The sequence below is a fragment of the Marinobacterium rhizophilum genome (genome assembly GCF_024397915.1).
GTDB classification, from domain to species: Bacteria; Pseudomonadota; Gammaproteobacteria; order Pseudomonadales; family Balneatricaceae; genus Marinobacterium_A; species Marinobacterium_A rhizophilum_A.
Window position 1 is genome coordinate 4934172 of the sequence record NZ_CP073347.1, and the last position, 17015, is coordinate 4951186.

At 61.6% G+C, this 17015-nt stretch carries 17 protein-coding genes; 11 read left to right on the plus strand and 6 right to left on the minus strand.

What is annotated here, in order from left to right; genetic code table 11:
* Position 1 precedes the first annotated feature (1 nt).
* Positions 2–838, plus strand: a complete 837-nt coding sequence (locus KDW95_RS22335) for an urease accessory protein UreD (RefSeq protein ID WP_255856555.1) — start codon at positions 2–4, stop codon at positions 836–838.
* A gap of 34 nt (positions 839–872) precedes the next feature.
* On the opposite strand, the gene KDW95_RS22340 is transcribed toward KDW95_RS22335, so the two are convergent.
* Entirely contained in the window at positions 873–1823 is a 951-nt protein-coding gene (locus KDW95_RS22340; RefSeq protein ID WP_255853975.1) for a hypothetical protein, read from the minus strand.
* Between the two features lie 273 nt (positions 1824–2096).
* Positions 2097–2753, minus strand: a complete 657-nt coding sequence (trhA, locus tag KDW95_RS22345; RefSeq protein ID WP_255853976.1) for a PAQR family membrane homeostasis protein TrhA — start codon at positions 2751–2753, stop codon at positions 2097–2099.
* Between the two features lie 366 nt (positions 2754–3119).
* On the opposite strand from trhA, the gene ureA reads away from it, so the two are divergent.
* The 7 genes from ureA (at position 3120) to ureG (ending at position 8410) form a co-directional block, all read left to right on the plus strand.
* Entirely contained in the window at positions 3120–3422 is a 303-nt protein-coding gene (ureA, locus tag KDW95_RS22350) for an urease subunit gamma (protein ID WP_255853977.1), read from the plus strand.
* Between the two features lie 59 nt (positions 3423–3481).
* Positions 3482–3787 (plus strand): urease subunit beta, encoded by a 306-nt coding sequence (locus tag KDW95_RS22355; protein ID WP_255853979.1) that lies wholly within the window; start codon positions 3482–3484, stop codon positions 3785–3787.
* 474 nt (positions 3788–4261) lie between these two features.
* A complete protein-coding gene (gene ureC, locus KDW95_RS22360) occupies positions 4262–5965 on the plus strand; it encodes an urease subunit alpha (RefSeq protein ID WP_255853980.1) in 1704 nt (567 codons plus the stop codon).
* 34 nt (positions 5966–5999) lie between these two features.
* Complete coding sequence (gene ureE, locus KDW95_RS22365; protein ID WP_255853981.1) at positions 6000–6485, plus strand: urease accessory protein UreE; 486 nt, start codon at positions 6000–6002, stop codon at positions 6483–6485.
* 26 nt (positions 6486–6511) lie between these two features.
* Positions 6512–7063, plus strand: coding sequence for a HupE/UreJ family protein (locus KDW95_RS22370; RefSeq protein ID WP_255853982.1), 552 nt, complete (start codon positions 6512–6514; stop codon positions 7061–7063).
* A 6-nt stretch (positions 7064–7069) separates the two neighbouring features.
* A complete protein-coding gene (locus KDW95_RS22375; protein ID WP_255853983.1) occupies positions 7070–7735 on the plus strand; it encodes an urease accessory protein UreF in 666 nt (221 codons plus the stop codon).
* 54 nt (positions 7736–7789) lie between these two features.
* A complete protein-coding gene (ureG, locus tag KDW95_RS22380) occupies positions 7790–8410 on the plus strand; it encodes an urease accessory protein UreG (RefSeq protein ID WP_255853984.1) in 621 nt (206 codons plus the stop codon).
* Positions 8411–8721: 311 nt separating this feature from the next.
* On the opposite strand, the gene KDW95_RS22385 is transcribed toward ureG, so the two are convergent.
* Complete coding sequence (locus KDW95_RS22385) at positions 8722–10911, minus strand: FAD-dependent oxidoreductase (protein WP_255853985.1); 2190 nt, start codon at positions 10909–10911, stop codon at positions 8722–8724.
* A 178-nt stretch (positions 10912–11089) separates the two neighbouring features.
* On the opposite strand from KDW95_RS22385, the gene KDW95_RS22390 reads away from it, so the two are divergent.
* Together KDW95_RS22390 and KDW95_RS22395 are read left to right on the plus strand one after the other, a co-directional pair.
* A complete protein-coding gene (locus KDW95_RS22390) occupies positions 11090–11548 on the plus strand; it encodes a globin (RefSeq protein WP_255853986.1) in 459 nt (152 codons plus the stop codon).
* Positions 11549–11764: 216 nt separating this feature from the next.
* Positions 11765–12976: an IS256 family transposase gene (locus tag KDW95_RS22395; RefSeq protein WP_255853987.1), complete on the plus strand. Its 1212-nt coding sequence runs from the start codon at positions 11765–11767 to the stop codon at positions 12974–12976.
* Between the two features lie 168 nt (positions 12977–13144).
* Here the strand turns inward: KDW95_RS22395 and KDW95_RS22400 are convergent, their stop codons facing one another.
* Genes KDW95_RS22400 through KDW95_RS22410 form a run of 3 tightly spaced genes read right to left on the minus strand, consistent with a single transcriptional unit; the run spans position 13145 to position 16077 of the window.
* Entirely contained in the window at positions 13145–13810 is a 666-nt protein-coding gene (locus KDW95_RS22400; RefSeq protein ID WP_255853988.1) for a LutC/YkgG family protein, read from the minus strand.
* A complete protein-coding gene (locus tag KDW95_RS22405) occupies positions 13807–15243 on the minus strand; it encodes a LutB/LldF family L-lactate oxidation iron-sulfur protein (RefSeq protein WP_255853989.1) in 1437 nt (478 codons plus the stop codon). Before KDW95_RS22405 ends, KDW95_RS22400 begins: the two co-directional genes overlap by 4 nt.
* Before the next feature lie 15 nt (positions 15244–15258).
* Positions 15259–16077 carry a (Fe-S)-binding protein gene (locus tag KDW95_RS22410; protein WP_255853990.1) on the minus strand — a complete coding sequence of 273 codons (819 nt, stop codon included), beginning with the start codon at positions 16075–16077 and terminating at the stop codon, positions 15259–15261.
* Positions 16078–16292: 215 nt separating this feature from the next.
* Between KDW95_RS22410 and KDW95_RS22415 the strand changes: the two genes are divergently transcribed.
* A complete protein-coding gene (locus KDW95_RS22415) occupies positions 16293–16991 on the plus strand; it encodes a FadR/GntR family transcriptional regulator (RefSeq protein WP_255853991.1) in 699 nt (232 codons plus the stop codon).
* The last annotated feature ends 24 nt before the right edge of the window (positions 16992–17015 follow it).

Consider the following 17015-nt stretch of genomic DNA (forward strand, 5'->3'; position numbering starts at 1 on the left):
CATGCAAGCGGCGGTACAGGCGGAACGGGGCTGGCAGGCCCGGCTGGAACTGGGCTACGAGGCGCGGGGTGGCAAGACCCGCCTGGTGCATCGCAGCATGTACGGGCCCCTGGCCGTACAGCGGCCCTTCTATCCCCAGGGTGGCATCTGTCACAGCTACCTGCTGCACCCGCCCGGCGGGGTGGTGGGGGGTGATGAGCTGGAGATCGATGTGCGGGTCGCCGATGGCGCCCATGCCTTGCTAACCACGCCCGGCGCCACCAAGTTCTACCGTTGCGCCGGGCTCACCGCGCACCAGTGCCAGCATCTGTGGGTGGAGGATGGCGGCATTCTGGAGTGGTTGCCGCAGGAAAATATTTTCTTTCCAGGCGCCGCGAGTCGGCTGCGCAGTCGTATTGATGTGGCCGCAGGGGGACGTTTTATTGGCTGGGAACTGCAATGTCTGGGGCGACCTGCGAATGGCGAAAACTTCAGCCATGGCCGTGTAGACAGCCGTTGCGAGCTGCGCTTTGACGGCACCCGGGTACTGATCGATCAGCTGCAGGTTGAGGGGCTGGATCAGTTTGGCGCCGCCGCCGGCATGCGTGGCCATGCCATGGCCGCGAGCCTGTACGCCCTGCCGGCAACCGCGTCCACGCTGGAGAAAGTGCAGTCACTCATTGATGAGCAGTTTGCCGCGGCTGCCATCGGCGCAACCCTGGTTGACTCGGTGCTGGCTGTGCGCATGCTGGGGCAGAATACCGAGGACATACAGGCGGTGCTGATTCCGGTGTGGGAGCTGTTGCGACGGGAACTACTGGGGCTCGAGTCTTGCCCGCCGCGTATCTGGTCAACCTGAACGCGGCGGGGCTTGAGCGGTCTTTAGGTGCCCGTCAGTGATTGCGGGCGTCAGGGCGCAGCCAGCGCGCGCCTTCTTCGCTGCCGGTCTGGCGCTCGCCGCGCCGCTGCACCCGGCCGGCTTCCTGTCGGTCTGCCCTTGATTGCTGCCGGCTTTCCCGTCTTTCCTGCCAGGTCTGTTGGCTGCGCAGAGCGTCGCCGCGTCTGCCCCCGGCACTCCTGTTATCAGACCGCCGGATTTCCCGCGCACGCTTGAGCTCCTGGCGCCGTAGCGCATCCTGGTGGATTGCCCGGCGCTCTTCAAAGGTATTGGCGTTTTTTATCCGCTGGAGCGCCGCAGCTTTGCGGGCATCCTCACGGGAGTACTCCTGGTCGCGCTGGCGTCTGTCGACCTTGCGCTCCTGCTCACGCCTGTTGGCACGCCTGTCATCGCGTCGGTTATCGTGCAGGTCGCGGCGAGAGCCGCTCTGGAGTTGCTGCGATGAGCGACCATCATACCGGTCGCCACGGTCGCCACGGTCGCCACGGTCGCCACGGTCGCCACGGTCGCCACGGTCGCCACGGTCGCCACGGTCATAGCGGCGACGGCCGTCGTCCCGGTCATCCCGCCGGGTATCGCGCTGTCGCCAGCTGTCGCTGTCACCACGGTAACGCTGGCGGTGCTGGTGATGGTCCCGGTAGGGCTTATCGCGGTGGGCTTTCACGCGTACACGGTGATCGGGGTGCAGGTGGTAGTGCCGCGGCAGCGCACGGGTGCGCACCCAGCGATGTTCATGCTGATAGTAGTAGTAGCCCGAGTGGATATTGAAATAGATACCCACGCGCGGGTAGTAATAGAAATCATCGTAGTAACTGTTGCTATAGCCGCCGGCATAGCCATAGTCGTAATCCCTGACGGCGCCGCCTGTATGGTGGGGCGCGTAGGTGCAGGCAGTCAGCACCGTGGCTGCTAACAGCGTCAGTACCTTCAAAGCTCTGGCTGACATGGGCCACCTCCGGTGTTATCAGTTGTGTGAAGGAACCTCCACTTGTTCCGGAAACCGGGCACCTCCCTGGGCCAGATCGCTTGCGTTAACCCCGGACTGAGAGCGCGCGACAGCAGGTAACAGTGCTGCGCGCAGCATTAACGGGATATTCCCATTAAGACAGCGGGCAACTGAATCAATGCTGAAAACGCGAAATTCAACGTGGCGGGATAGTGGGGCTTTTCCTTGCAGGCATGTTACTGCAATACAGCGGGAGTCGTTTCGGCTGTCAGGTCAGAAGGCGTGCCAGAGCACGGCGAAGTAATGGCAGGTGGTGCCGGCCATGACGAACAGGTGCCAGATGAAGTGCCCGTACAGGAGGCTGGAGTCGAGTACAAAAAACAGCACCCCGACCGTATAGGCCAGGCCACCCCCAATGAGCCAGGCGAGCCCGCTGTCCGACAGCGCCTCGCTCAGCGGCTGTATCATCAGCACAATCAGCCACCCCATCAGCACGTAGAGCCCCGTGGACAGCGTCGGGCGCGACAGGCGCCGGGTGAGCTTCAGGGCAACGCCGGTACCGGCCAGCAACCAGATGACGGTCAGTAGTATCCAGCCGCCAGGGCCATTCAGCACGCCCAGCATAAAGGGCGAGTAGGTGCCGGCAATCAGCAGGTAGATGGCGGAATGTTCGATCATGCGCATCAGGCGCTTGGCCCTGCCCGGGCGCATTGCATGGTAGAGGCTCGAGGCCAGGTACAGCAGCACCATGCTCAGGGCAAAGAGGCTGGCGCCGATAATGACGCCGATATCACCACGTTCGAAGGCCTGCAGGATCAACACGGGAGCGGCAATCAGGGCGGCGACAAAACCCAGGCTGTGACTCAGGCTGTTGACAAACTCCTCCCGGCGGGACTGGGGTCTGCCGGGGATCCGGGGTGGATTTCGCATGGGTATCACCTTGATCTAGGGCGTGCAGTAGATGTTCGCCGGTTGCCGAGCCTTGCAGTGAATTTTAGTCGAGCTTGCGCTTTGGCTCCTGTGGTGCCGGGAGTCCCGTGTTTTCCCTGCTGTTATTTTGGTGCATTTGACGCACCGCGAGTGTGCGCTACGGGGCTGGTTGCACAGCTGTGGTGCGTGGTGCCGCCCGGGGGCTGCACCTTTGTGGACACAAGCCCTGCCCGCAAGGTCGATCAGGCGGGCTTGCAAGGTTGGTCTGGGTATTGCATTCATAATTCCACACTTTAGGCAGGCAGCGATCCGTACCCTTTTTTAGCGAGTGTGCTGTCGAGTTCCACCATTGTGACGGGGTTCTGCATGGAATTAACACCACGGGAAAAAGACAAGCTGATGCTGTTCACAGCCGGCCTGCTGGCGGAGCGCCGCAAGGCGCGGGGGTTGAAACTGAACTATCCGGAAGCAGTGGCCTTTATCAGTGCAGCCATTCTGGAAGGGGCTCGCGATGGTCGTACCGTGGCAGAACTGATGGACTTCGGGCGCACTCTGCTGAGCCTTGAGGATGTCATGGACGGTGTTGCCGAGATGATTCACGACATTCAGGTCGAGGCGACCTTTCCCGATGGCACCAAGCTGGTCACGGTGCACGATCCCATCGTCTAACAGCACAGACGCAGCATTGGCAGCGCAGGCCTGTATCCAGGCTCTGCAAAGGAGGCACCATGATTCCAGGGGAAATGAAAGTCAGGGCGGGTGATATCGAGCTCAATGCCGGCCGCCCCGTTGTTACCCTCAAGGTGGCCAATACGGGCGATCGCCCGATCCAGGTTGGCTCCCATTACCACTTTTTCGAAGTCAATGATGCGCTGCAGTTCGACCGTGCGCAGGCACGGGGCTTTCGCCTGAACATTGCCGCCGGCACCGCCGTGCGTTTCGAACCCGGCCAGAGTCGCACAGTGGAGCTGGTGGCCTACGCCGGCGATCGCAGGGTGTACGGTTTCCAGGGCAAGGTGATGGGGGATCTTTAATGGCACACATACCCAGGCAGGCCTGCGCGCAACCGGTTACGAGCGCATTAGCTGCTGGCTGTCGTGTCGGCGGTTATGCAGGGAGGGGCAACTGATGACGATAATTTCAAGGCAGGCCCATGCGGCGTCCGTTACGGGAGCAGCCCACGGGGGCCTCTTTGCCGCGGGTAGTTCAGGGAGGGGCAACTGATGGCCAGAATGTCACGACAGGACTATGCGGAGTCCGTTACGAGAGCGGCTCAGGGGGGCGTCTTTGCCGCGGGGAATGCAGGGAGGGGCAACTGATGGCCAGAATGTCACGACAGGCCTATGCGGCGTCCGTTACGGGAGCAGCCCACGGGGGCCTCTTTGCCGCGGGTAGTTCAGGGAGGGGCAACTGATGGCCAGAATGTCACGACAGGACTATGCGGAGTCCGTTACGAGAGCGGTCCAGGTGGGCGTCTTTGCCGTGGGGAATGCAGGGAGGGGTAACTGATGGCCAGAATGTCACGACAGGCTTACGCCGAGATGTTCGGGCCGACCACCGGGGATCGACTGCGGCTGGCCGATACCGAACTCTGGCTGGAGGTTGAGAAGGACTACACCGTCTACGGCGACGAGGTGAAGTTCGGCGGCGGCAAGGTCATCCGTGACGGCATGGGGCAGGGGCAGTTCCCCAGCCGCCAGACCATGGATCTGGTGATCACCAATGCGCTGATCCTGGACCACTGGGGGATCGTCAAGGCGGATGTCGGTATCAAGGCCGGGCGCATTGCGGCCATCGGCAAGGCGGGCAACCCCGATGTTCAGCCTGGTGTGGATATCCTGATTGGCCCGGGTACCGAAATCCTGGCCGGCGAAGGCCAGATTCTCACCGCCGGCGGCATAGATTCCCATATTCACTTTATCTGTCCCCAGCAGATCGACGAGGCGCTGACCTCCGGCATTACCACCATGCTGGGCGGCGGCACCGGGCCCGCCACCGGTACCAATGCCACCACCTGTACACCCGGGCCCTGGAACATGCATCGCATGCTGCAGGCCGCCGATGCGCTGCCCATGAACATTGGTTTTCTGGGCAAGGGCAATGCCAGCCAGCCCGAGGCGCTGCGCGAGCAGGTGGCCGCCGGCGCCATTGGCCTCAAGCTGCATGAAGACTGGGGCACCACGCCGGCCTCGATCAACTGCGCCCTGAGCGTGGCCGAGGAAATGGACGTGCAGGTAGCGATTCACACCGACACCCTCAATGAATCCGGCTTCGTGGAAGAAACCCTCAAGGCCATCGGCGGGCGCACTATTCATACCTATCACACCGAGGGGGCCGGGGGCGGCCATGCGCCGGACATTATCAAGGCCGCGGGTTTTGCCAACGTGTTGCCATCGTCCACCAACCCGACGCGGCCCTACACCGTCAATACGGTGGATGAGCACCTCGACATGCTGATGGTGTGCCATCACCTGGATCCGAACATCGCCGAGGATGTGGCCTTTGCGGAGTCGCGCATACGCCGTGAAACCATCGCCGCCGAGGACCTGCTGCATGACCTGGGGGCTTTCTCGATGATTTCGTCCGACTCCCAGGCCATGGGGCGGGTGGGCGAGGTGATTACCCGCACCTGGCAAACGGCCCACAAGATGAAGGTGCAGTTTGGCAGCCTGGCCGGTGATCCCGCAGAAAATGACAACGGTCGCCTCAAGCGCTATGTCGCCAAGTACACCATCAACCCGGCGCTGGCCCACGGCATTGCCCATGAAGTGGGGTCCATCGAAGTGGGCAAGCTGGCGGACCTGGTGCTCTGGCGTCCGGCCTTCTTTGGCACCAAGCCCAGCGTCATCCTCAAGGGGGGGCTGATCGCTGCGGCCCCCATGGGAGACCCCAATGCGTCCATCCCGACACCGCAGCCGGTACATTACCGCCCCATGTTCGGTGCCTATGGCGGTGCCTGCCATGCTACCTCCATGCTGTTTATGTCCCAGGCGGCGATTGCCGCCGATGTCGCCGGGCAGGTGGGCCTGAAAAGCCTGGTCGGCGAGGTGCGGGGGTGTCGCAGCGTCACCAAGAGCGACATGGTGCACAACAGCTATCAGCCGGTGATCGAGGTGGATTCGCAGACCTACCAGGTGCGGGCCGATGGCCGCCTGCTGGTGTGCGAGCCGGCCACCGTGCTGCCGATGGCGCAGCGCTATTTCCTGTTCTGATGGCCTGTTCGACAACAAGATACAAGGGATACCCATGATTCATCTGACCCAAGTGCTGGGTTCATGCCAGCCCCACAGTGCCACCTTGCGCCTGCCCATCGACAAGCGCATCAAGAGCCGGCTGCGCGCAGAGCTTGAGGATGGCCGCGAGGTCGGGCTTTTCCTGCCCCGCGGCCTGACGCTGCGTGACGGCGACCTGCTGCAGTCCGATGCGGGCCTGGTGGTGCGCATCAAGGCCGCGCCGGAACCCGTGTCGACGGTACGCAGTGCCGATGCGCTGGCACTGGCTCGGGCGTGTTACCACCTGGGTAACCGTCATGTTCCGCTGCAGGTGGAAGCCGGCTGGGTGCGTTATCTGCACGACCATGTGCTTGATGCGATGGTGCGTGGGCTGGGGCTGGAGGTGACTTTCGAGCAGGCGCCGTTTGAGCCCGAGGCCGGTGCCTACCAGGGCGGTTCCCACGGCCATTCACATGCGCATGACGGCAATGGCGACAGCCATGCCGGACACAGCCACTGAACAGGATTTTTAAAGGAGTCTTACCCATGAAAACTACGTACAAGGCTGCAGCAGCGACCCTGCTGGTACTGATATCGCCCCTGGCCCTGGCCCACAGCGGGCACGAGATGGCGGGTTTCGCCGCCGGTATGCTGCATCCACTGACCGGGCTTGACCATCTGGCCATGCTGCTGGGCGTGGGTGCTCTGGGCGCCAGCCAGGCTGTCAGCACCCGTGCGGGCCTGTATGCCGCGGCGCTACTGGCGCTCTTTGGTGGTGCGCTGCTGGGACTGGCGACCGGCTGGGCCGGCGGTATTGAACCGATGATCGGCCTGTCGCTGTTCGTGGTGGCTGCAGGCCTGTGGTTCGGGCGCGGCAAGGCTGTGGCCCTGGTCGCCTCAGCGGTGCTGGTGCTGTTCCACGGCTGGGCCCACGGCCTTGAAGTGGCGCCGGCACAGCTGGCCGCGTTTCTGCCGGGCATGCTGTTCAGCGCCTGTGCGCTGCTGGGTGCAGGTTTCGGACTGGGCCGCCTGATGACATCCCGGTCCCTGGGTGCGGGCAGTGCCCTGGCCGCCATTGTGCTCGCCGTGCTGGCCTGATAATTCATGCTGCCGGATCTGCGCCTTTACCAACTCTGCAGTCCATCGCTGCCCATTGGTGCCTTTACCTACTCCCAGGGGCTGGAGTGGGCCATCGAGCGGGGTTGGGTCAACTCGGCCGACAGTTTGGGCGACTGGCTGGGGTCTGTACTGCAGCACAGCCTGGTGACGCTGGAGCTGCCGCTGCTGAGCCGGCTCCATGGCGCTTTCCGGCAGCAGGAGGAGGCTCGGGTGGAAGAGTACTGCCAGTGGCTGCTGTGCTGCCGTGAAACCCGGGAGCTGCGCCAGGAGGAGCGTCAGCGCGGCGCGGCCCTGGCCACCCTGCTGCCAAACCTGGGCATCGTGATTCCGCCAGCACTGGATGCCAGCGTGCGCAGCACCCAGCTGGCCGGGTTTGCCCTGGCGGCGGCGCGCTGGGATATAGCGCCGCGTGATGCGCTGCTGGGCTTTAGCTGGAGCTGGCTGGAAGCCGGCGTGATGGCGGGGGTCAAGTTGGTACCGCTGGGCCAGACGGCGGGCCAGCAGCTGCTATTGCGCCTGTGCGAAACCCTGCCGGCAGCGCTGGACCGGGCGCTGGCGCTGGACGACGAGCATATTGGCAGCTCGACTCCGGCCCTGGCCATCGCCAGCAGCCGGCACGAAACGCAGTACACCCGGCTGTTCCGTTCCTGAGATGCCACGCGCAATCGGCACGAATATCATTATCTGTTTCTTGAGGTGAAAAAAATGAGCGATTACAAATCCCCGCTGCGCATTGGTGTCGGCGGCCCTGTGGGCTCTGGCAAAACCGCGCTGCTGGAAGTCCTCTGCAAGGCGATGCGTGATGATTACAACATTGCCGTGGTAACCAACGATATCTACACCCAGGAAGATGCCAAGATTCTCACCCGGGCAGAAGCCCTGGCGGCGGACCGGATTATCGGTGTTGAGACCGGCGGCTGCCCGCACACGGCGATCCGGGAAGATGCCTCCATGAATCTCGCGGCGGTGGAAGAACTGGCGCGCCGGCACAAGACGCTGGATCTGGTCTTCGTCGAAAGCGGCGGTGACAACCTCAGCGCCACCTTCAGCCCCGAGCTGGCGGACCTGACGATCTATGTCATCGATGTGGCCGAGGGCGAGAAGATTCCGCGCAAGGGTGGCCCCGGCATTACCCGCTCGGACCTGCTGATCATCAACAAGATCGATCTGGCGCCCTATGTGGGGGCGGATCTGAACGTGATGGACCAGGACACCAAGCGCATGCGCCCCAACAAGCCCTATGTCTTTACCAACCTGAAGCTTGGCACCGGGCTGCAGGAGATCATCGACTTTGTGATCAAGCAGGGCATGCTCGACGCCGCCTGAGGCGAGATCTGCAAGTTCGTCTGTAGAATGGGAGTGCAAGGAAAACGCCGGACATGGAGTGAATCCATGGTCCGGCGTTTTTGTCTAAAACAAATTACTCTCGAATCACGAATCACGAATCACGAAGATTGGTACTTAGTCACGAGTGACGGGTGGCTAGCAGTGGACCGGCATTCACAGCGAAACTGCGGGAACAGCTCGAAACTCGCCTGGGGCTCCTTTCCCGGAGTTCGCAAGCTCATTCATCAGGCGCGGGCTCTGTTCCCTTGCCCCTTGCCCTTTTGCCTTGAACCTGCTCTTGCAATCACCAATCACCGTGACGCCTGTTTCTCGCTCGGCGCCGACTTCGGGCTTGCGGGCGCCCGGCCACCGCGCATCCAGCGGTGGTAACGCCAGACCCACTGCAGCAGTCTGTGCGGGGTGTGGGCGCGTTTCCATTCGCCGGCGGCGTACTTGTTGGCCTCGCTCAGGGTCGGGTAAACGTGGATGGTCCCCAGGATCTTATTCAGTCCAAGGCCCTGTTTCATGGCCTGCACGTATTCGGCGATCAGCTCGCCGGCATGGGCGCCAACGATGGTCACGCCCAGAATACGATCCTTGCCGGGTACGGTCAGTACCTTCACAAAGCCCGCTTCCTCCCGCTCGGTGATGGCGCGATCCAGCTCCTTCATATGGAAACGGGTGACTTCAAACGGCACCTGCTGATCCCGTGCTTCCTGTTCGTTCAGACCCACGCGCGCCACTTCGGGCGCGGTGAAGGTACACCAGGGGATCACGCGGTTATCGACCCGGAAGTTGCGAAAGCGACCGAACAGGGCATTCACTGCGGCGTACCAGGCCTGGTGTGCGGCGGTGTGGGTGAACTGGTAGCCGCCGGTTACATCGCCCACGCCGTAGATGTTGGGAATGTTGCTGCGCAGGTATTCATCTACTTGCAGGGCGCCACGCTTGTCGAGCTGCACACCGATTTCTTCGAGCCCAAGGCCGCTGGCGTTGGGGGTGCGGCCGAGTGCCAGCAGCAGCGTATCGAATTCGATCGTCACGTCCTCGCCCTGGTGCTCACAGATCAGCCGGTGCTGGCCGTTGACGGTTTCAAAGCGGCGCATGTCGTGGCGCGTCAGTACCTGGATGCCGTCTTTTGCGAAATGCTGGGCGATAATCGCCACGGCATCGGCGTCTTCCCGGGGCATCAGACGCTCGCCGCGCAGCACCTGGGTGACCTCGGCGCCCAGGCGGGCAAAGGCCTGGCTCAGTTCACAGCCGATGGGGCCTCCACCGAGGACCAGCAGGCGGCCGGGATGCGTGCGCAGCTCCCAGATGGTATCGGACGTGTAGTACGGCACCTGGTCCAGTCCCTCGACGTTGGGGACCAGCGGGCGGGCACCGGTGGCGATCACGATATTGCGGGTGGTCAGACGCTCGCCGTTAACCTCCACTTCGTAGGGAGAAATCACCCGGGCCGCGCCGCTGATGCACTCCACGCCAAGGCCGGTGTAACGCTCGACGGAGTCGTGGGGCTCGACCTTGCGAATGATGTCCTGCACGGACTCCATGACCCGCTTGAAATCGACCTTGGGCGCCGTGCCCGCAATGCCCACGGCGTCGGCATCCTTCATGTCCTGCACGCGCTGGGCCGAACGGATCAGCGCCTTGCTCGGCACGCAGCCGGTGTTCAGGCAGTCACCGCCCATGCGGTGTTTCTCGATCAGCGCCACCCGGGCCTTTACCGCCGCACCGATATAGGTGCTCACCAGGCCGCCGGCACCGGCGCCGATGGCTACCAGGTTGTAATCATAGTGCGCGGGTTTGGGAAAATGGCTCAGGGCGCGGCGCTGCTTGACGATATCGAGTCCCTTGCGGGCCAGCAGCGGGAAAATGCCCAGCAGCACGAAAGACAGCACAATGCCCGGGGACAGTATGCCGGACAGGCTTTCGAGCTGACCCAGTTGCGTACCGGCGTTAACGAACACCAGGGTTCCGGCCAGCATGCCAACCTGGCTGATCCAGTAGAAGGTCCGTGCCTTGATGGGGGTCAGACCCATCAGCAGGTTGATCATGAAAAACGGGAACAGCGGCACCAGGCGCAGGGTAAAGAGGTAAAAGGCCCCATCGCGTTCGACGCCACGGTTGAAGGCTCCGAGCTGGTTGCCAAAGCGGTTCTGCACCGCATCGCGAAACAGGTAGCGCGACACCAGGAACGCCAGGGTCGCGCCTATGCTGCTGGCGAAGGACACCAGGATCAGGCCGCTCACAAGCCCGAAAAGGGCACCTGCGGCCAGGGTCATGATTGCCGCCCCCGGCAGCGACAACGCCGTCACCAGCACGTAGAGCACAAAGAAAAGCCCCAGGGTCTGCAGCGGGTTCTCCTGGTAGTAGAGGTTGAAGTCGTTCTGCCGGGCCTTGAGTTCAGTCAGGCTCAGGTACTGCTGCAGATCAAGGGCGAAGAACAGCGCGATCAGCGCCGTAACAACCAGGATCAGGATCAGTTTGGTGTTTTTCATGTCGCTTGCCGTCCTCGTGCAACAGTCCATTCGGTATTGGGCTCCATTGTGCAGAGTAAACTGAACTCAGGGTGAATACAGGCAGCAGCGGCAATCTGTTGCGGCCTTGATGCAGCGCAAGGTTGCCGGCGGGTGCGGGGTATATACTCAGGGGGCGCTGTGAACGAGTGAGCTTGCAATGAATACAGAGCAGCTGTTTGATCAGAGTCTGGCCCGTGTACTGGCCCGGCAGCGGGACGGGAGGGCATTTTTCGAGGCGTTTTACGATGCTTTCGTGGCGGCGTCCCCCGAGGTGGCTCGCAAGTTTCGCCATACCGATATGGAACGTCAGCAGTCGATGTTAAGAAAATCCTTTTATCACCTGCTGAGTTTTTATGCCTCCAGCAATGCCGACTACTACCTCGACCGGGTGGCGATCAGCCATAACCGCATGCACTACGGTATTCGCCCGCAACTCTATGACCTCTGGCTGGAAACCCTGATCGCCACCCTGTGGCGCTTCGATGCCCGTTGCGACGATGCCACGGAGCTCGCCTGGCGCCTGGTGATGGCGCCTGGCATCGTCTACATGAAGTTCCATTACGACCGAACAGGCATTGTCGGTCTGAATAGCGGTTCGGTTTCCGGTGACGCCTGAGGCGTTGTTCGTAATTCGTGATTATGAGAGCAGGTTCAAGGGGCAAGGTAAAAGGGGAAAGGGAGAGCAGAGCAACCCGTGGCCTGGAATGACCGCCATGGATGGCGGAAATCCTGAAAACGCAGGAGCGGTTTTCAGGGGAGTTTACGAATTTCGGGAGAGTGTAAAAAAATCTGTGTAAGTGGCATTCTTCCAACCTGTTGAAAGGACAACAGAATGCCTATATCAGACACCCTTATAGATCAGTTGCTGGAAGGCTGCTCCAGCCCTGAAGATATCCTCGGCGAGTCCGGCCTTCTCAGGCAGCTCACCAAAAAAGTGGCCGAGCGAGCCTTGGAGGCCGAGATGGAAAGTCATCTCGGTTATGCAAAACACGACACAGCCGGTAAAAATACCGGCAATTCCCGCAACGGCAAGAATCGTAAGTCAGTCCGTTCCATTCACGGTGATATCGACCTGGATGTACCGCGAGACCGCAACGGCACCTTTGAGCCCCAGCTGGTTAAAAAAGGCGAGAAGCAGCTACAGGGCTTCGATGACCGGATCGTGTCGTTGTACGCCCGAGGCATGACCACCCGTGATATCCAGGCCCACTTTCAAGAAACCTACGGCGTCGAGGTCTCGCCAACCTTTATCTCCCAGGTGACGAATGCCGTGATGGATGAAGTGAATGCCTGGCAAAATCGGCCACTGGATACGGTCTACCCCATCGTCTATCTCGATGCCTTGGCGGTTCGCAGCCGCGAGTCCGGCATGGTTCAGAACAGGTCGGTTTATCTGGCGTTAGGCATCAACATGGACGGTGAGAAAGAACTGCTAGGCCTATGGATGGCGCAGACAGAGGGTGCCAAGTTCTGGCTGTCAGTGGTCACCGAGCTCAAGAACCGCGGTGTGCAGGATATCCTGATCGCCTGCGTCGATGGTCTGAAGGGGTTCCCAGAAGCCATTGAAGCCGTGTACCCCAAGACCCAGGTCCAGCTGTGTATCGTGCACCAGGTACGTTATTCGTTGCGTTACGTAAGCTGGAAACAACGTAAGGAGGTGGCTGCCGACCTGCGCACTATTTACGGCGCAGTGACACTCTCCGCAGCCGAGACTGCGCTGGACGCCTTCGCGGCCAAGTGGGACGAAGAGCACCCAACGATCAGCCGTTCCTGGCGAGCAAACTGGGAACGCCTGTGCGTGTTCTTCGATTACCCGCCACAGATCCGCAAGGTGATTTACACCACCAACGCGATCGAGTCCCTCAACGCCTCGTTGCGCAAAGTGACCAAGACTCGCCGCTCATTCCCGACCGACAAATCGGTGATGAAAGTGCTCTATCTGGCGTTGCACCACATCTCAAAGAAGTGGACGATGCCGATCAGGGACTGGAAACAGGCGATGAGTCAGTTCATCATCATTTTCGGTGATCGACTCTCACTGTGATATACCGCTACTTACACAGAAAAATTTACAGTCTCAATTTCGGTGCACCGCCAATGACTAATGACCAGTCTTCGTGATTCGTGCCGGCGGGCACTGTCTTTTCACCTTTCACCTTTCACCTTTCACCTCGCACCTTTAGCCTTTCCCCTTGCCGCTGCTCCTGGGCATTCACTCCTTTATCAGCAATATCACCAGGGTACGGGGGCCGTGTGCACCCATCTGCAGTTTCTGCTCGATATCGGCACTGCGCGAGGGCCCGGTGATCAGGTTGACGGTGCGGGGCATGGCGCCCCCGGTGGCGCTGCGCAGGCGTTTCCAGGCATCTTCGTAGACGCCGACAATGCAGGATTGATGCAGAATCACCAGGTGGTTGTCCGGCAGAAAGTTCAGGGTCGTCGGGCTCGTGGCGCCGGAGTAGAGCATCAGGGTGCCGGTTTCGGCGATACCGGCAAAACTGCCGGTCAGGCTGGCCAGGTCCCCGGCCCGGGCGACGCGTTCGGTGCGGGCAATGTCGTCCAGCACCGACCAGTCGAGGCTCTGCAGGGCCGGGTCACTGGCGCATACCAGCTCCGGAATCTGCTGCTGTGTCAGCCATCGGGCGATCGCGGCGGGGGCCTGATCAATGCTGTCCAGCTCAATCAGCTCGGCGGCAGCTTCCCGTGCCATGGTTTTGAACAGCGCCACCTGTTCTGCGTGGGGCAGTTGGGCGCGGCGCGGTATGAGGTTATTCGCCCGGGCGTCGAGCCGTGTCATGACGGCGGCGCGCTGATCGGCCGGGGCCTCGCCACGCTTGAGGCCACGGCGAATGTTGTTCAGAATCTCGGCCCGGCTCATAAGGAATGCTCCTGCTGCATTTTTTGTTGTGTTTTCTGCTGTGCCTGCCATTGCTGCATAAAGGTTTTGCCACTGGGGGCCGGCATGTCGCGGCCATCGGTCCAGCCAGCACCCAGTGGCAGCCGGTGGATGCGGCCCTTTTTGCCGCCCAGCAGGCGCAGGGCCAGGTTGGCGCCCAGGCTCAGCCAGCGGTACAGCGCGGGCCTTTTGGCCAGGAAGGCCCAGCCACCGATACCATAGCGCACTGCTTTGGGGCTCAGGTACTGTTCGAATTCCCTGTCGCGCCAGTGGCGCATGAGTTTGGGCAGCGGAATGCGCACCGGACACACCGACTCGCACTTGCCACAGAAGGTGGAGGCGTTGGGCAGCAATGCTGCCTGGTCGATGCCCACCATCTGCGGGGTCAGCACCGAGCCCATGGGGCCGGGATAGACCCAGCCATAACTGTGACCGCCCACGGCGCCGTAGACCGGGCAATGGTTCATGCAGGCCGAGCAGCGGATGCAGCGCAGCATGTCCTGGAAGTCGCCGCCCAGCATGTCGCTGCGCCCGTTGTCGACCAGCACCACGTGGAAGTTTTCCGGCCCGTCCGGGTCGTCCTCGCGGCGGGGGCCGCTGGACAGGGTGTTGTAAACGGTAAACTCCTGTCCGGTGGCCGAGCGGGCCAGCAGGCGCAGAAACAGGGTCATGTCCTCAAGCGTCGGTACCACCTTCTCGATGGAGGTTACCACGATATGGGTTTTGGGCAGTGTCTGGGTCAGGTCGCCATTGCCTTCGTTGGTGACGATCAGGGTCGAGCCGGTTTCGGCCACCAGGAAGTTGGCGCCGGTGATACCGACATCCGCTGCCACAAATTGCTCGCGCAGCACCTCCCGCGCTTCGCGCATCAGTACGGCGGGGTCATCGGACTTGGGCCTGTGGTGGTGCTGGTGAAAGGCCTCGGACACGTCTTCCAGGTTGAGGTGGATGGCCGGGGCAATAATGTGGCTGGGGTGATCCCCGCGCAGCTGCAGGATGTATTCCCCCAGATCGGTTTCCACCGGCGTTACGCCGTTCTTTTCCAGGTACTCGTTGAGGTTGATCTCCTCCGACACCATGGACTTGCCCTTGGTGACGGTCCTGGCATCCACCTGTTTGCAGATATCGAGAATGGTCTTGCAGGCGTCGTCGCTGCTGCGGCACCAGTGTACATGGCCACCCTGCTGCTGCACCTTGCTCTCGAACTGCTCAAGGTAAAGGTCGAGGTTCTCGAGGATATGGTTTTTCAGGTCGCGGGCTTCATCGCGCAGCGCGTCGAACTCCGGCAGCCGTTCCAGGGCCTGGGCGCGCTTGACCGGGAAGCCGGCCTTGAGGTTGCCAAGCGCCTTTTGCAGGCTGGCATCCTGGAGTGCGATGCGGGCGTTTTGCTTGAACGCGGGACTGGTGATTTGCATGGCTGGGGCTCCGCGTCAAAGTTGCTTGGCAAGGTCGTAGGGGGATGCCGCTGTGGCGGGTTGTCGTGCTTGGGCTTCGCCAATGGCGGCAAGGCTGTTCTGGCCTGCGAGAATTTCCACCACGTGGCGGGTCTGGATATCGTGCCCCTGGCGCTTGAGCTTGCCGGCCATGTTCAAAAGGCAGCCCAGGTCCCCGCCCACCAGGGTGCCGGCGCCGGTTGCCGCCGTATTGGCCGTCTTGTTTTCCACCATGCGGTTGGAAATATCCGGGTATTTCACGCAGAAGGTACCGCCAAAGCCGCAACAGGTTTCCGACTCGTCCATTTCGTTGAGCTGTAGTCCGGCCACCTGGCTGAGCAGGGCCCGTGGCTGGGTTTTGATGCCAAGCTCGCGCAGGCCCGCGCAGGAGTCGTGATAGCTGATCTGGCCGTTGAAGTCGCTCTGCACGCCGCGAAACTGCAGTACATCCACCAGGAAACTGGTGATCTCGAAGGCGCGGGCTTTGAGGTCCAGTGCGCGGGCGTGCCAGGGGTCGTCGGTTTCGAACAGCTCGGGGTAATGATGCAGCATGCCGATGCACGAGCCGGAAGGGCCGACCACGAATTCATAACCATCGAAAGCTTCGATCGTCTGGCGGGCGATGTCCCTTGTGCTGCTGCGATCGCCGGAGTTGAAGGCGGGCTGGCCGCAGCAGGTCTGGCGTTCGGGCACCTCGACGCTGCAGCCGGCCTGTTGCAGCAGGCTGATGCTGGCAAAACCAATTTCGGGTCTGAACATGTCGACCAGGCAGGTGACGAACAGGGCGACCTGGGGTGAGCGTTCGGCATAGGGCATGAAAAGTACCTGTTGTTTTTTGACTGCGATGACGGGAGCCATTCGCCCTCGAAAAGCTGGATGAACAATAGAAGCCGGCAGGAAAAAAGGAAATGCTACACTGCTCACTGGTCTGACCAAGGTGAGGGGCAAGGTGAAAGGTGAAAGGTGAAAGGTGAAAGGTGAAAGGTGAAAGGTGAAAGGTGAAAGGTGAAAGGTGAAAGGTGAAAAGTTTGGTGAAAGGTAAAAGCGACAAGGTGCAGCAGCTCTATGCGCAGCTCAGCCTGGGCATCGTGCAAGGGCGTTTCCTGCCGGAGGAACTGCTGCCCTCGGAGCGCAGCCTGTCAGAAAGCGCGAATGTCTCCCGTGCCACGGTGCGAGCAGCCATCAAGCAGCTGGAGCTCGACGGGCTCATCCGAACCCGCCAGGGAGATGGCAGTCGCTGCCTGAACCTGCTGGAACCGCACTTCGAGATGCCTGCCGTCGAGGCCGGGGATACTCTGGGCTTGCAGTTGCAGGTGATGGAAACGCGCGCGGCGCTGGAGGGAGAGGCGGCCTACCACTGCGCCCGGCGTGCCAGCGACGATGAGCTGGCCGGTATCGAGTGCGAGTACGGTCGCATGCTGCAGCGCGGCGCGGGGCAGAGCACCCTGGGCAAGGCCAAGGCAGACCTGAAATTTCACATGATGATTGCCCAGTCGAGTCACAACCTGCTGCTGATTTCCTTCAGCCAGCTGTTCTATAGCCGTTACTTCAATGCCATTTACGGGGTACTTGACCGCACCCTGAAGCGTTACGGACGCTACCCCGACGGCATTCGGGCCCAGCACAGCGGGATTTTCCTGGCGTTAATGGCGCGTGATGCCGACCAGGCCAGGCGCCTGGCAAGCGAGCATATTCTGTTTACCCGCCAGTTGCTGGAGCAGAGCGAGTAGCGGTTAGTCGTGGTGCCGGATGCC

Bases quoted from the DNA above. Each gene is read 5' to 3' on its own strand.
- KDW95_RS22335 (WP_255856555.1), top strand. From the start codon at position 2: ATGCAAGCGGCGGTACAGGCGGAACGGGGCTGGCAGGCCCGGCTGGAA.
- KDW95_RS22340 (WP_255853975.1), bottom strand. From the start codon at position 1,823: ATGTCAGCCAGAGCTTTGAAGGTACTGACGCTGTTAGCAGCCACGGTG.
- trhA (WP_255853976.1), bottom strand. From the start codon at position 2,753: ATGCGAAATCCACCCCGGATCCCCGGCAGACCCCAGTCCCGCCGGGAG.
- ureA (WP_255853977.1), top strand. From the start codon at position 3,120: ATGGAATTAACACCACGGGAAAAAGACAAGCTGATGCTGTTCACAGCC.
- KDW95_RS22355 (WP_255853979.1), top strand. From the start codon at position 3,482: ATGATTCCAGGGGAAATGAAAGTCAGGGCGGGTGATATCGAGCTCAAT.
- ureC (WP_255853980.1), top strand. From the start codon at position 4,262: ATGGCCAGAATGTCACGACAGGCTTACGCCGAGATGTTCGGGCCGACC.
- ureE (WP_255853981.1), top strand. From the start codon at position 6,000: ATGATTCATCTGACCCAAGTGCTGGGTTCATGCCAGCCCCACAGTGCC.
- KDW95_RS22370 (WP_255853982.1), top strand. From the start codon at position 6,512: ATGAAAACTACGTACAAGGCTGCAGCAGCGACCCTGCTGGTACTGATA.
- KDW95_RS22375 (WP_255853983.1), top strand. From the start codon at position 7,070: ATGCTGCCGGATCTGCGCCTTTACCAACTCTGCAGTCCATCGCTGCCC.
- ureG (WP_255853984.1), top strand. From the start codon at position 7,790: ATGAGCGATTACAAATCCCCGCTGCGCATTGGTGTCGGCGGCCCTGTG.
- KDW95_RS22385 (WP_255853985.1), bottom strand. From the start codon at position 10,911: ATGAAAAACACCAAACTGATCCTGATCCTGGTTGTTACGGCGCTGATC.
- KDW95_RS22390 (WP_255853986.1), top strand. From the start codon at position 11,090: ATGAATACAGAGCAGCTGTTTGATCAGAGTCTGGCCCGTGTACTGGCC.
- KDW95_RS22395 (WP_255853987.1), top strand. From the start codon at position 11,765: ATGCCTATATCAGACACCCTTATAGATCAGTTGCTGGAAGGCTGCTCC.
- KDW95_RS22400 (WP_255853988.1), bottom strand. From the start codon at position 13,810: ATGAGCCGGGCCGAGATTCTGAACAACATTCGCCGTGGCCTCAAGCGT.
- KDW95_RS22405 (WP_255853989.1), bottom strand. From the start codon at position 15,243: ATGCAAATCACCAGTCCCGCGTTCAAGCAAAACGCCCGCATCGCACTC.
- KDW95_RS22410 (WP_255853990.1), bottom strand. From the start codon at position 16,077: ATGCCCTATGCCGAACGCTCACCCCAGGTCGCCCTGTTCGTCACCTGC.